Source organism: Variovorax sp. 01T439_2 (assembly GCF_056398445.1).
Genome location: NZ_JBFTPJ010000308.1, coordinates 1 through 11,294 on the forward strand (window position 1 = coordinate 1; position 11,294 = coordinate 11,294).

The window sequence follows — 11,294 nt, forward strand, 5'->3', positions numbered from 1 at the left end:
GCATGCGCCGGTTGACGCGGCTGAAGTCGAACAGCGAGGCGGTGAAGCGCCTGAGCAGGCTGCCGCGCCCGGCCACCCGGGCCATGGCCGCCTCGGCCGACACCGCGCTCGGCAAGATCGCGCAGGYCTCGCAGCCCGACCCCGACCTGAGCGGCTTCCGCCTGATGCCGGGCGGCGACTTTGCCTTCGACACCCGCATCCAGCTCGCGCGGCGCGCCCAGCGCACGCTCGACGTGCAGTACTACCAGATCKAGAACGACGAGACCGGCCGCTACCTGCTGCGCACGCTGCGCGACGCGGCCCGGCGCGGCGTGCGCGTGCGGCTCCTGATGGACGATCTCTACACCTCGGGCGAGGACGAACTGCTGCTCGGCCTGGCCGCCACGCCGAATGTCGAGCTGCGCCTGTTCAATCCCTTTCCGGCCGGGCGCGGCAGCCTGCTCAGGCGCTTCACCGCCTCGCTGTTCGACTTCAGCCGCGTCAACCGGCGCATGCACAACAAGCTCTTCATCGCCGATGGCGCGATGGCGGTGGCGGGCGGGCGCAATATCGGCAACCAGTATTTCAGGCGCACGGCGGGCGAGAATTTTCTCGATCTCGACACCTTCGTCGCCGGCGCGCTGATTCCGCGCCTGGGCGCGCTGTTCGACCAGTACTGGAACAGCGTCTATGTGCGGCCGGTCCAGTCGGTGGTGGCGAGCGCGCTGACACGTGACGAGCTGCAGAAGCGCTTCGACACCGCCACCGGGCCGGACACCACGCCGCCGCCGCCCCGGCCCGCGCCCAACGACCTGCTCGGCTACAGCCCGATCGCCGAAGACCTGGATGCCGGCAAGCTCGACCTGATCTGGACGCTGGCCGAGGCGTATGCCGATTCGCCCGAGCGCGTGATCGGCAAGACCGCCTCGTACGGCGGCGTGCCGCTGCTCGACGTCGACAGCGTGCGCTACAACGTGGTCGAGCAGATGCGCCGCGCGCGCTCCGAGGTGACCATCGTCTCGCCCTACCTGATCCCGGGCAAGGCGGGGCTCGAAGTGATGCGCGAGATCCGCCGGCGCAACGTGAAGATCAGCATCGTCACCAATTCCTTCGCCGCCACCGACGAGCCGCTGGTCCACACCGCCTACCGCCGCTACCGGCCCGAGATGCTCGAGCTCGGCGCCGAGCTGTACGAACTGAGCACCACGCGCACGCGTCGCAGCGTGCGGCTCGGCCTGTTCGGCACTTCGGTGGGCCGGCTGCATGCCAAGTCGGCGGTGATCGACCGGCAGGTTCTTTTCGTTGGCTCGATGAATTTCGACCCGCGCTCCGAAACGCACAACACCGAGATCGGCCTGTTCATCCGCAGCCCCGAGATGGCGCAGCAGACGCTCAAGCTCATCGAGGTGCTGAAGCAGCAGGGCGCCTACCGGCTGCGCTTTGCGAAGGACAGCGGCAATGCGCGCATCGAGTGGATCAGCGAGGAGGAGGCCGGCCGGACCACCGTGCTGAACGAGGAGCCCGACTCCGATTTCTGGGGCCGCACCATGCTCGAGATGCTGGCGCCGCTGACGCCCGAGAGCCTGCTGTAGCCCGCGCGGCTCAGCTGCTGCTGCGCACGCCCGACAGCAGCTTGAGGCCCAGCAGCACCATCACGCCGCCGGCCGCGCGGTCGATCCAGGCCTTGTAGCGCAGGTAGGCCGAGCGCGGCGCCGCCGACGAGAGCGCCAGCGCGACGACCGCATACCAGCCGGTCTCGATGCAGAAGATCACCGCCGGCACCGCGAGCGCCAGCGCCAGCGGCACCTCGCGCGGCAGGAAGGCCGCGAAGATGCTGGCGTAGACCACCGCCGTCTTCGGGTTGCTGACCTGCGTGCCCATGCCGAGGAGAAACGCGCGCCGCGCATTGCTGCCCGTGCCTGCGGCCGCGCCTTCGTCCTGCGCGGCGGACAGCGGCTCGCGCGCACCGCGCCAGATGCGGACGCCCAGGTACACAAGGTAGGCGCCGCCGAGCAGCTTCACCGCCAGGTAGAGCGCCGGCACCGCGAGGAAGGCTGCCTGCAGCCCGACCAGCGCCGCAATCGCGAACACCACGCCGCCCGCGCCCATGCCCAGTGCCGCGGCCAGGCCGTCGCGGCGCGACGACGACACGGCGGTGCGCGCCACCATGACGAAGCTCGGTCCGGGGCTCATGGCCCCGACGATCATTGCGCCCGCGATGCCCAGCAACGGAACCGTGATGCCGCTCATGGTTGCCTCCTTCTTCTTCTTCTTCTATTGCTGCACATTGACCGCTTCGACCTGCACCAGCAGCTTCACCTTGTTCTCGAAGCCGAAGTTCAGGCCCCAGGTGATGCCCCAGTCGCTGCGCTGCACTGTCGTCTCGAAGTCGCCGCCGCAGACCTGGCGGTTGATGAGCGGGTTCAGGTAGCAGTTGAAGCGCACGGCCCTGAGCGTGACGGGCTTGGTCTGCCCCATCAGCGTGAGCGTGCCCGGCACGTCGGCCACCTTGTCGCCGTTGAACTCGATGCGGTCCGCCACGAAGCGCCCGGTCGGGAATTCGGCCACGTTGAAGAAGTCCTTGCTTTGCACGTGGCGGTTGAGCAGGTCGACGCCGGTGTTGATGGAGCTGATGTCCATCGTGATGTCGACCTTGCCGCTGCTGCCGCTGCCGTCGATCTGCACCGAGCCGTCCTTGGTGCTGAAGCGGCCGCGGTTGGTGGTGGTGCCGTAGTGCCCCATCTCGTACATCACGAAGGTGTGGGTGGGGTCGATCACGTAGCTGGCGTTCTTCACCGGGCCGCCCGCGGGCTTGGCGGCGACGGGCGGCGCGGTGTATTCCTGTGCCAGGGCAGGGGTGGCAAGGGCCGCCGCGGCTGAGAGCGCGGCAGCGAGGAGGAGCTTCTTCATGGCAATGGGCGTGCGTGGCGTGAGAACGAAATAAAGGAATTCAGAGCGGACCGAACCCCGCGAGCGTGAACTTGAAGCGAACCAGCACCTCGTTGCCGACCACCGAGGTGTCGGTCCACTCGCCGTCGCCCACCTTGTAGTCGAGCCGCTGGATCGTAAAGCTTCCGCTGGCCACCGCGTGGGCGCCGGCCGGCGCAATGCTCACCGGCACCGTGATCGGGCGCGAGATGTTCTTGATGGTGAGCTTGCCCGCCATCTCGAAGCGGCCGTCGCCCAGCGCCTTGATCGCGCTCGACTGGAAACTGGCCTGCGGAAAATGCGCCGTGTCGAACCACGGCGGCTTGGGCAGTTCGGCGTCGCTCATCGGAACGCCCAGCGACGCGCTGCCCGTGTCGATCTGCAATGCGACTGTGCCGCCTTCGGGCTTGCGCGGGTCGAAGGCCACCTGCGCATCGAACTTCTTGAAGGTGCCTTCCACCGGCACGCCCATCTGCTTGCTCACGAAGGCGATCTGGCTCTTGTCCGCCACCAGCCGAGTGGCCGTGGCGGGCTCGGCGAGCGCGGGCGCGAGAGGGGCGAACGCCAGGGCGGCCGCAAGACAGAGACGGGAGGTGCGCTTCATCCGGCGGATTCCTTGCGTGGCGCGGGCCACATGCGTTTCAAGATGCCATCGCGGTCGATCCAGTGGTGCTTGAGCACCGCCGCCACGTGCAGCAGCGCCACCGCGGCCAGCGTGAAGGCGCTGCCCTTGTGCAGCGGCTTGAGCACGGCCTCGGCCCATTCCTTGTCGACCGGCACGAAGTCGGGCAGCGGCAGCACGCCGAACCACACGACCGGAAAGCCCAGCGCCGAACTGTAGGCCCAGCCGAACAGCGGGACCGCCAGGAACAGCAGGTACATCAGCGCGTGGCTCGCGCGGTAGCCGCTGCGCTGCCAGCGCGGCATGGCCGCCGCCGCTTCGGCCGGCAGCGGCGGCGGCGGATGGCGCAGCCGCCACAGCAGGCGCACGGCCGACAGCAGCAGGATCGTCACGCCGGCCCATTTGTGCCAGTTGTAGAGCTTGATGCGCGCCGGCGAGAGCGGCAGGCCGGTCATGTAGAGGCCGACGCCGAGCGAGCCGACGATCATGGCCGCGAGCAGCCAGTGCAGCGCCATGGCGACCGGSCCATAACGCAGTTCGCGCAGGCCGCGCGGATCGGCGGGCGCATCGGCCATGGYGGCGGGGTGGGAGGGGGTGTCGATGGACATCGGGGGCAGGACCGGCGGCCTGTGCGCGGAGCATATATCGGAAGCGGTGAAGGCAGTGCACGAGCCGTGCCAGACGCACCGCCCGCCCGGTCAGCGCCCCGATGCCGCCTGCTGCGCCTGCATCAGCACCGCATGCAGCTCGGCCGGCTGCACCGGCTTGCGCAGCGCATGCCAGCCGCGCTCCGCGGCCAGCCGCTGGGTGGCTTCGCCGATGTCGGCCGAGACCAGCGCGATGGCGAGCGAGGGCTTTTGCCGCTGCAGCCGTTCCGCCAGCGCGATGCCGTCGAGCGCGCCCGGCAGCCGGATGTCGCACAGCGCCACGTCGAGCGCGCGCAGGTCGGCCAGCGCCAGCGCCTCGGCCGCGCTGGCGTACACGCGCGGCGCGAGCTGCCATTGCTGCAGCAGCGCRCCGAGGCTGTCGGCCACCACGGCGTTGTCTTCCACCACCAGCACGGCCAGGCCGGGCCGCAGGGCGTGCGCCGCGCCGGACCGGGGCTGTGCCGCGGGCGCGGGAGCCGCCACCGGCGCATCGGCCGGCGCCGCGGGCAGCTCGAAGCCGAACACCGAGCCCCGCCCCGGCGCCGAACGCAGCGAAACCTGGATGCCGAGCTGCGCGGCCAGCCGCCGCACGATCGCCAGGCCCAGCCCATGGCCGCGCTGCAGGTTGCGCTCCACGTTGCCGATCTGCTCGAAGTCGCCGARCACGCGCTCCTGCGAGTCCGCCGCAATGCCGATGCCGCTGTCGCGCACCTCCACCCGCCAGGCGCGCCCGGTGTCGCGCCGGCGTGCGCGCACAGCCAGCAGCACCCGGCCGCGCGGCGTGAACTTGACGGCGTTGTCGACCAGGTTCGCCAGCACGCGGCGCAGCGAAACCGCATCGGCCCAGCCCACCGCATCGGCGGGGCAGCGCACCGTGACGCGGCCATTGCCGGCCTGGCGCGCGAGGTCGGCCAAAAGCGGCGCCAGCGGCACCGCCACCGGCTGCAGCGGATCGGCCGCCGCCTCGATGCGGCCGATCTCGAGCAGCTGGTTGGTCAGGCCTTCGAGCGCCTGCTGCGCGCGCGCGAGCGAGGCCACCGTGTGCTGCACCACGGGCGCATCGGCGCCGTTGTCCAGCTGCTGGCGCAGCACCTCGGCCTGCAGGCCGATGGCCATCACCGGCTGGCGCAGGTCGTGGTTGGCGGCCGAGAAGAAGCGCAGCCGCTCGGCCTGCGCCTGCTCGGAGGCGCGCAGCCCGGCCAGCGCCTGCTCGCGCAGGCTGCGCTCGTTCAGGCGAAGGCCGATGTTTTCCTCAAGCTGGCGCGAATGCTCGGCCACCAGCTTCCACATCATCGCGGTCAGGCCGATGCCGATGAGCGCCACCGCCTTCATGGGCCCGAGCAACAGCTGCTGCTCGGGCTGGCCGGGGTTGAACAGCAGCACGCCGGCCAGGCCGTGCGCCAGCTCCCAGATGCCGGTGCGCACCGTGTGCGTGCGCTGTGCATCGCGCAGGCTTTGCGGGGTGAAGGGGGTGGGCAGGCGCTGCGGAAAGAAGCCGCGCATGAGCGTCACGGCGGTGATGAGCGAGATCCACACCAGTGCGCGGGAAAGCGAATACTGCCAGGCAAAGAGCGCCGCCACGCCGCAGTTCAGCAGGTATTGCGCCAGCAGCACCGGCCCGATCGGGCGGATCGACAGCCGCAGCACCTCGCACTGGATGGCAAAGCGCCCATCGTCGTCGGCGACAGCCGGAGCAACCATGGGCGCGGTGGTGGAATTCATCGGCCGATCCACTATATAGAGAAGCGGCCCGGCGCGGCGACAATGGCGTTCCCCAGCGGCCGAATGATGGCGAACCCCCCGTGAACGATCTCTCTCTCTTTTTGCCTTGCGCCGCCGGCGTCGAGGAATTCCTCGCGCAGGAAGTCCATGCGCTCACCGGCCGCGTCGGCCAGGACCTGCTCACGCTGCGCGGCGGCGTGCGGGTGCGCGCCGAATGGCGCGACGCGCTCAAGCTCAACCTGCACAGCCGGCTCGCGCAGCGCGTGCTGGTCGAGCTGGCCCACGCGCCCTACCGCAGCGAGAACGACCTCTACGCGATCGCCAGCGGCGTGGCCTGGGAGATCTGGTTCACGCCCAAGCAGACCTTCAAGATCGAGACCACGGCGCAGCACAGCCCGCTGCAGAGCCTGAACTTCGCCACCCTGCGCATCAAGGACGCCATTGCCGACCGCTTCCGCGCCAAGGCCGGCGGCGTGCGCCCGAGCATCGAGACCCAGTGGCCCGACTGCCGCGTGTTCGCCCACCTGACCACCGAGCACTGCACGCTCTACATCGACACCTCCGGCGAGCCGCTCTTCAAGCGCGGCTGGCGCCAGGACAAGGGCGATGCGCCGCTGAAGGAAACGCTGGCCGCCGCCATGCTGGCCGCCAGCGGCTGGTGGAACCCCGAAACCGGCGCCGTGGCCGCCGAGCCGCTGTACGACCCCTGCTGCGGCAGCGGCACCATCGCCATCGAGGCGGCGCAGATCGCGCGCGGCATTGCGGCCGGATCGCTCAGGCGCTTCGGCTTCGAGAAGCTGCTGCCGTTCCAGGCGCATGTGTGGGACGCCATCAGGAAGGAAGCCGCATCGTCGGCGGTGCCGCGCGATGTCGCCATCTTCGGCTCCGACGTCTCGCACCGCATGGTCGACTTTGCCGAGCGCAACGCGGAGCGCGCCGGCGTTGCCGATGCCATCGAGTTCCGCGGCGGCGACGCGCTGCAGCGCATGCCGCCGGCCGAGGGCGGCGTGATCATGCTCAACCCGCCGTACGGCGAGCGCATCGAGGTCGGCGGCGTGGCGCGCTTCGGCGCCCGCGAGGCCGCGCAGACCCCAGGCGAGGGCGGCGGTGAAGGCAGCGACGGCGGCGGCGAGTTCTTTCCGCAGCTCGCCACCCATTGGAAGAAGAACTACGCCGGCTGGACCGCCTGGGTGCTCACGCCCGACCTGAAGCTGCCCAGGCAGATGCGGCTGAAGGAATCGCGCCGCGTGCCGATGTGGAACGGGCCCATCGAGTGCCGGCTGTTCCGCTTCGACATGGTTGCGGGTTCGGCCAGGAAGTAGCACTGCGCGCACCTGCGGGTGCGCGATCGCACGCCACCATGACCGTTCCGGAATCCGGCCTCGTCGTCATCGACACCAACATCGCGCTCGACCTGCTGGTCTTCGAAGACCCCGCCTGGGTGCCGCTGATCGCCATGCTGGCCGCGGGCGAGCTGCGCTGGCTCGCGACGGCCGCGATGCGCGTCGAACTCGAGCGCGTGCTCGGCTACCCGCTGATCGCCCGGCGCATGGCGCAGCGCGGCCTGCAAGTGCCCGCGGTGCTGGCGGACTTCGATGCGCGGGTGCGCATGGTCGAAGGCGTTCCATCGCGCGCACCCTGCGTCTGCAGCGACCCTGACGACCAGGTCTTCATCGACCTTGCGGTGGCGCACCGCGCGCTGCTGCTCAGCAAGGACCGCGCGGTGCTGTCGATGAAGAAGCGGCTGGCCTTGCGCGGCGTGGTGGTGCAGGCGGCGCTCGGGATTTCGTAGCCGGCGCAGTGATGGCGCTCGGCTCATGCCGCGCCAATTGCACCCATGGGACTGGTCGATTGCCGCTGCGCGCAGAAACGCGCGAAAACCGGCGGATTGACAACTTCCGACTCATCGACACCTGCGAGGGACGGTGTTAGCTTTCACTGGCGCCACCCTTCAATTCTTGTTTCGACGGGAAAAATGCAACCATCTTTCGCGACGCTCTGGGCCAATCATCCCAATATCAAGGGCGACGGCGCTTTATTGGACAAGGACGTTTACAAGGACCAATGTGCGATCAACGTTGGCGCTGCCTTTATCCGGTCGAGCATGAATCTCGACACTTTTCGAGGCGTCTACTCCTGGCAAAAAGACAAGCCGAAGTATCCGATCCGGGCACAGGAGTTAGCGAGCTGGCTTGATTCGGGAACCGCCGGTCTTATGTCGCGCACCGAAAAGTACACCGGCAAGGAAGGATTCGACAAAATTGCAGGACGCGCTGGCATCGTGTTCATCCAGAACTACTGGGGTGAGGGGCGGCAGGGCGACCATATCGATCTCTGGAATGGATCGCGGTTGACTAAACTTTCGTCCTGGTTCCTCATTCAGTGGCGGATCTCTTGGGAAGGTGTCCTCACTGACATGCGCCATGCGCAAGCTATATGGTTTTGGCCGGTCCTATGAAGATCCTCGCTCGACTGCTCTGCATTTTGGTCGGAGCGCTGGTGCTCAGTTTTCTTGTTTCGAAAGTCGTGCTCGCCCCTATTGGGCAGTGGTACGAAATGAACAAGGCCCAGAGCTTCGACGATGTATCCGACGCTTTCGTTATCGCTCTTGCTGTGCAAGCGATTTTCGCTGTTGCGGGCGGGTGGCTGGGAGATTGGGCATTTCGCAAATGGCGACAGAAGCAGCTTGATCGCAAGTAGCTCGTGGCGCATCTGTTGGGCGGGGTCATCATTGATCTGGGCCAAATGAAAACACTCGTTCGATTGCTCTGTATTTTGGTCGGAGCGATTGCACTCAGCCTTGTTTTCTACAAGCTGATTGGCCCTGTGGGCCATTGGTACGAGCTCAACTTTGCAAGGAACGACGGTGACCTGGGCCAGGCGTACATGGTCGCGCTCGCCGTTCAACTCCTCGCATTGATCGCGGGCGGTTGGCTCGGCGACTGGGCATTTCGCAAGTGGCGGCAGAGGCAGCCTGATCGCCCGTAGCTCATGTAGCGATCACGGATCGGCCGAGTTCCATGAAGATACTCATTCGACTGCTCTGTATTCTGGCCGGCGCATTTGCGCTCAGTTTTCTTGTTGCGAAGGTCGTGCTCGTCCCCATTGGGCAGTGGTACGAAATGAACAGGGCCCAAAGCGAGAGCGATTTGTCGCAAGCCTTCGTCATCGCTCTTGCAGTGCAGGCCCTTTGCGCCATTGCCGGCGGCTGGCTCGGCGACCTCGCATTCCGCAGATGGCGGCAGAAGCAACTCAGCCGCCAACAGCGCCCCTGACGACCGCTGCTAGTTCTGCAGCGCAGCAGCCGGCCCCAGGTGCCAGCGCCCCAGCAGCCGCGCCACCGCGCGCACGCGCTGCGTGTCGCGGCCCCAGCGGCGGCTCGCGGGCAGCTTCTGCGCCCATTTCATGCGCCGCGCCGCCTCGGCGATGCGCTCGCGCACTTCCGTGTCCACCTCGGCCAGCGCGGCGTGCCAGTGCAGGCCGGCGGCTTCGGGTGCGGCGGCTTCCAGCATCATGGCCGTGGAGTGCAGGTAGCTGAGCCAGTCGCGGGCCTGGCACTCGGCCAGGGCCATGACCTCGGAGGGGTCGTCCTCGAAGTCGATGTAGCCGATCACGCCGTCGGGGCACTGCACCAGGTTGCGGTCGAAGGCCTGGCTCAGGTGCTGGCCGCGCACATGCACCTTGGCGATCGCGGCCAGCCCTACGCGCCAGACCGCGAGCAGCGCGGCCGGCCCGGCCGCGGCGGCCTGGTCGAGCCGCTCCTGCAGCACGACGGTGGCGCGACCGCTTTCGCCGAGGTCCGAGATCAGCAGGCCGTCGGGCTGCTGCGCCAGCACCGCCGGCACGCGCAGGCCCGCGGCCGCGAGCTGCCGCAGGCGCCGCGCCTCGGTGGCAATAGCGGCCTCGCCGCCCGGGTTGGGCACCGGCTTGATGATGTCCAGCCGGGCCATGCGCGCGACCGCCGCCATCACGCGGTAGCCCCACTTGCCGTGGCGCGGGCCGGCCTTCTTGAGCCACACGCGCTCGCTGCCCAAGCGGTGGCTGGCCACGTTCTTCTGCTGCTTGGGCAGCATGAGGCGCAGGAATTCGGCGTAGTCGCCGGGCGCCGGCACGAAGGGCTGCGCGTCCAGCGGCGCGGGCGCGGAGGCCGCGCCCTTGGCGCTGTGCAGCCGCGCCGATGCGCCGCGTCGCAAGGGGTTCATGCGGCYAGCGGAAGGTTCGACACCAGGCCGTGCGGTCCTTGTGTCAGGGGCTGGAAGCTCTCGGCGCTGGCCAGCGGCCAGTAGGTGCGGAACACGTTGTGCTGCTTGTCGAGCGGGCCGAGCAGCGCGCCCGGCTGCACCTGCATCACCAGGTTGCTCAGGAGGCGCACCTCGGTGTCGGAAATGCRCCGCACGATGTGGTGCGCCGTGATCTGCTGCGGATGGTCGAGGCCGGCGGCCTGCACCAGCTCCTGCAGCGCATGCAGCGTGCTGCGGTGGAAGTTGCGCACGCGCTCGGCCTTGGTCGGCACCACCAGCGCCTGCTGGCGCACCGGGTCCTGCGTGGTCACGCCGGTAGGACAGTGGCCGGTGTGGCAGCTTTGCGCCTGGATGCAGCCCAGGGCCATCATGAAGCCGCGCGCCGCATTGCACCAGTCGGCGCCGAGCGCCATCATGCGCGCCACGTCGAAGGCCGTGATCACCTTGCCCGCGCAGCCCAGCTTGATGCGGTGGCGCAGGTTCACGCCGACGAGCGTGTTGTGCACCAGCAGCAGGCCTTCCTGCAGCGGCGCGCCCACGTGGTCGCTGAACTCGACCGGCGCGGCGCCGGTGCCGCCCTCGGCGCCGTCGACCACGATGAAGTCGGGCGTGATGCCCGTCGCCTGCATGGCCTTGACGATCGCGAACCACTCCCACGGATGGCCGAGGCAGAACTTGAAGCCGGTCGGCTTGCCGCCCGACAGCTCCCGCAGCCTGGCGATGAAATGCATCATCTCGATGGGCGTGCTGAACGCGCTGTGCGAAGAGGGCGAAACGCAGTCGATGCCGATCGGCACGCCGCGCGCGGCCGCGATCTCGGGCGTGACCTTGGGTGCCGGCAGCACGCCGCCGTGCCCGGGCTTGGCGCCCTGGCTCAGCTTGATCTCGATCATCTTCACCTGCGGATCGCGCGCGTTGGCGCTGAAGCGCTCGGCGTTGAACGTGCCGTCCTCGTYGCGGCAGCCGAAGTAGCCCGARCCGATYTCCCASAYCAGATCGCCGCCATGCACGCGGTGGTGCTGCGAAATGGAGCCTTCGCCGGTGTCGTGCGCAAAGCCGCCCAGCCTGGCGCCCTGGTTGAGCGCGAGGATCGCATTGGCCGACAGTGCGCCGAAGCTCATGGCCGAGATGTTGAACACGCTCGCGCTGTAGGGC

Annotated in this window: 14 protein-coding genes; 7 read left to right on the top strand and 7 right to left on the bottom strand. The window is 68.6% G+C overall.

What is annotated here, in order from left to right:
• The first annotated feature begins 2 nt into the window (after window positions 1–2).
• Window positions 3–1,571 carry a phospholipase D family protein gene (locus AC1DOC_RS15915; RefSeq protein ID WP_478130066.1) on the top strand — a complete coding sequence of 523 codons (1,569 nt, stop codon included), beginning with the start codon at window positions 3–5 and terminating at the stop codon, window positions 1,569–1,571.
• 10 nt (window positions 1,572–1,581) lie between these two features.
• Here AC1DOC_RS15915 and AC1DOC_RS15920 read toward each other — a convergent pair whose 3' ends face one another.
• From AC1DOC_RS15920 to AC1DOC_RS15940, 5 genes are all read right to left on the bottom strand, one after another.
• Window positions 1,582–2,229 (bottom strand): LysE family translocator, encoded by a 648-nt coding sequence (locus AC1DOC_RS15920; protein ID WP_436034978.1) that lies wholly within the window; start codon window positions 2,227–2,229, stop codon window positions 1,582–1,584.
• A gap of 24 nt (window positions 2,230–2,253) precedes the next feature.
• Window positions 2,254–2,889 carry a YceI family protein gene (locus AC1DOC_RS15925; RefSeq protein WP_418146659.1) on the bottom strand — a complete coding sequence of 212 codons (636 nt, stop codon included), beginning with the start codon at window positions 2,887–2,889 and terminating at the stop codon, window positions 2,254–2,256.
• Between the two features lie 40 nt (window positions 2,890–2,929).
• Entirely contained in the window at window positions 2,930–3,511 is a 582-nt protein-coding gene (locus tag AC1DOC_RS15930) for a YceI family protein (protein WP_012745633.1), read from the bottom strand.
• Complete coding sequence (locus AC1DOC_RS15935; RefSeq protein ID WP_478130067.1) at window positions 3,508–4,137, bottom strand: cytochrome b; 630 nt, start codon at window positions 4,135–4,137, stop codon at window positions 3,508–3,510. The genes AC1DOC_RS15930 and AC1DOC_RS15935 overlap by 4 nt, the downstream gene beginning before the upstream one ends.
• Window positions 4,138–4,227: 90 nt before the next feature.
• Window positions 4,228–5,898, bottom strand: a complete 1,671-nt coding sequence (locus AC1DOC_RS15940) for a sensor histidine kinase (protein ID WP_478130068.1) — start codon at window positions 5,896–5,898, stop codon at window positions 4,228–4,230.
• Window positions 5,899–5,978: 80 nt separating this feature from the next.
• Here AC1DOC_RS15940 and AC1DOC_RS15945 point away from each other — a divergent pair, with 80 nt between their 5' ends.
• The 6 genes from AC1DOC_RS15945 to AC1DOC_RS15970 are packed head-to-tail and all read left to right on the top strand — an operon-like array spanning window position 5,979 to window position 9,173.
• On the top strand, window positions 5,979–7,220 hold the full coding sequence (locus AC1DOC_RS15945; RefSeq protein WP_478083998.1) for a THUMP domain-containing class I SAM-dependent RNA methyltransferase: 1,242 nt from the start codon (window positions 5,979–5,981) through the stop codon (window positions 7,218–7,220).
• A gap of 38 nt (window positions 7,221–7,258) precedes the next feature.
• Window positions 7,259–7,690, top strand: coding sequence for a putative toxin-antitoxin system toxin component, PIN family (locus AC1DOC_RS15950; RefSeq protein ID WP_478081467.1), 432 nt, complete (start codon window positions 7,259–7,261; stop codon window positions 7,688–7,690).
• 45 nt (window positions 7,691–7,735) lie between these two features.
• Window positions 7,736–8,356, top strand: coding sequence for a type VI secretion system amidase effector protein Tae4 (locus AC1DOC_RS15955; RefSeq protein WP_478081468.1), 621 nt, complete (start codon window positions 7,736–7,738; stop codon window positions 8,354–8,356).
• Window positions 8,353–8,598, top strand: a complete 246-nt coding sequence (locus AC1DOC_RS15960; RefSeq protein WP_062363682.1) for a hypothetical protein — start codon at window positions 8,353–8,355, stop codon at window positions 8,596–8,598. The genes AC1DOC_RS15955 and AC1DOC_RS15960 overlap by 4 nt, the downstream gene beginning before the upstream one ends.
• A 3-nt stretch (window positions 8,599–8,601) precedes the next feature.
• Window positions 8,602–8,886 (top strand): hypothetical protein, encoded by a 285-nt coding sequence (locus AC1DOC_RS15965; RefSeq protein ID WP_436034981.1) that lies wholly within the window; start codon window positions 8,602–8,604, stop codon window positions 8,884–8,886.
• A 32-nt stretch (window positions 8,887–8,918) separates the two neighbouring features.
• Window positions 8,919–9,173, top strand: a complete 255-nt coding sequence (locus tag AC1DOC_RS15970) for a hypothetical protein (protein WP_307592917.1) — start codon at window positions 8,919–8,921, stop codon at window positions 9,171–9,173.
• A gap of 9 nt (window positions 9,174–9,182) precedes the next feature.
• On the opposite strand, the gene AC1DOC_RS15975 is transcribed toward AC1DOC_RS15970, so the two are convergent.
• Together AC1DOC_RS15975 and AC1DOC_RS15980 are read right to left on the bottom strand one after the other, a co-directional pair.
• Window positions 9,183–10,100 (bottom strand): BUD32 family EKC/KEOPS complex subunit, encoded by a 918-nt coding sequence (locus AC1DOC_RS15975; RefSeq protein WP_478081469.1) that lies wholly within the window; start codon window positions 10,098–10,100, stop codon window positions 9,183–9,185.
• The coding region (locus AC1DOC_RS15980) for an FMN-binding glutamate synthase family protein (RefSeq protein ID WP_478130069.1) at window positions 10,097–11,294 on the bottom strand (1,198 nt) is incomplete at its 5' end. The genes AC1DOC_RS15975 and AC1DOC_RS15980, both read right to left, overlap by 4 nt.

Excerpts from the sequence above, each read along its gene's own strand:
- AC1DOC_RS15920 (WP_436034978.1), bottom strand. The coding sequence starts at position 2,229 with ATGAGCGGCATCACGGTTCCGTTGCTGGGCATCGCGGGCGCAATGATC.
- AC1DOC_RS15925 (WP_418146659.1), bottom strand. The coding sequence starts at position 2,889 with ATGAAGAAGCTCCTCCTCGCTGCCGCGCTCTCAGCCGCGGCGGCCCTT.
- AC1DOC_RS15930 (WP_012745633.1), bottom strand. The coding sequence starts at position 3,511 with ATGAAGCGCACCTCCCGTCTCTGTCTTGCGGCCGCCCTGGCGTTCGCC.
- AC1DOC_RS15950 (WP_478081467.1), top strand. The coding sequence starts at position 7,259 with ATGACCGTTCCGGAATCCGGCCTCGTCGTCATCGACACCAACATCGCG.
- AC1DOC_RS15955 (WP_478081468.1), top strand. The coding sequence starts at position 7,736 with ATGGGACTGGTCGATTGCCGCTGCGCGCAGAAACGCGCGAAAACCGGC.
- AC1DOC_RS15960 (WP_062363682.1), top strand. The coding sequence starts at position 8,353 with ATGAAGATCCTCGCTCGACTGCTCTGCATTTTGGTCGGAGCGCTGGTG.
- AC1DOC_RS15970 (WP_307592917.1), top strand. The coding sequence starts at position 8,919 with ATGAAGATACTCATTCGACTGCTCTGTATTCTGGCCGGCGCATTTGCG.
- AC1DOC_RS15975 (WP_478081469.1), bottom strand. The coding sequence starts at position 10,100 with ATGAACCCCTTGCGACGCGGCGCATCGGCGCGGCTGCACAGCGCCAAG.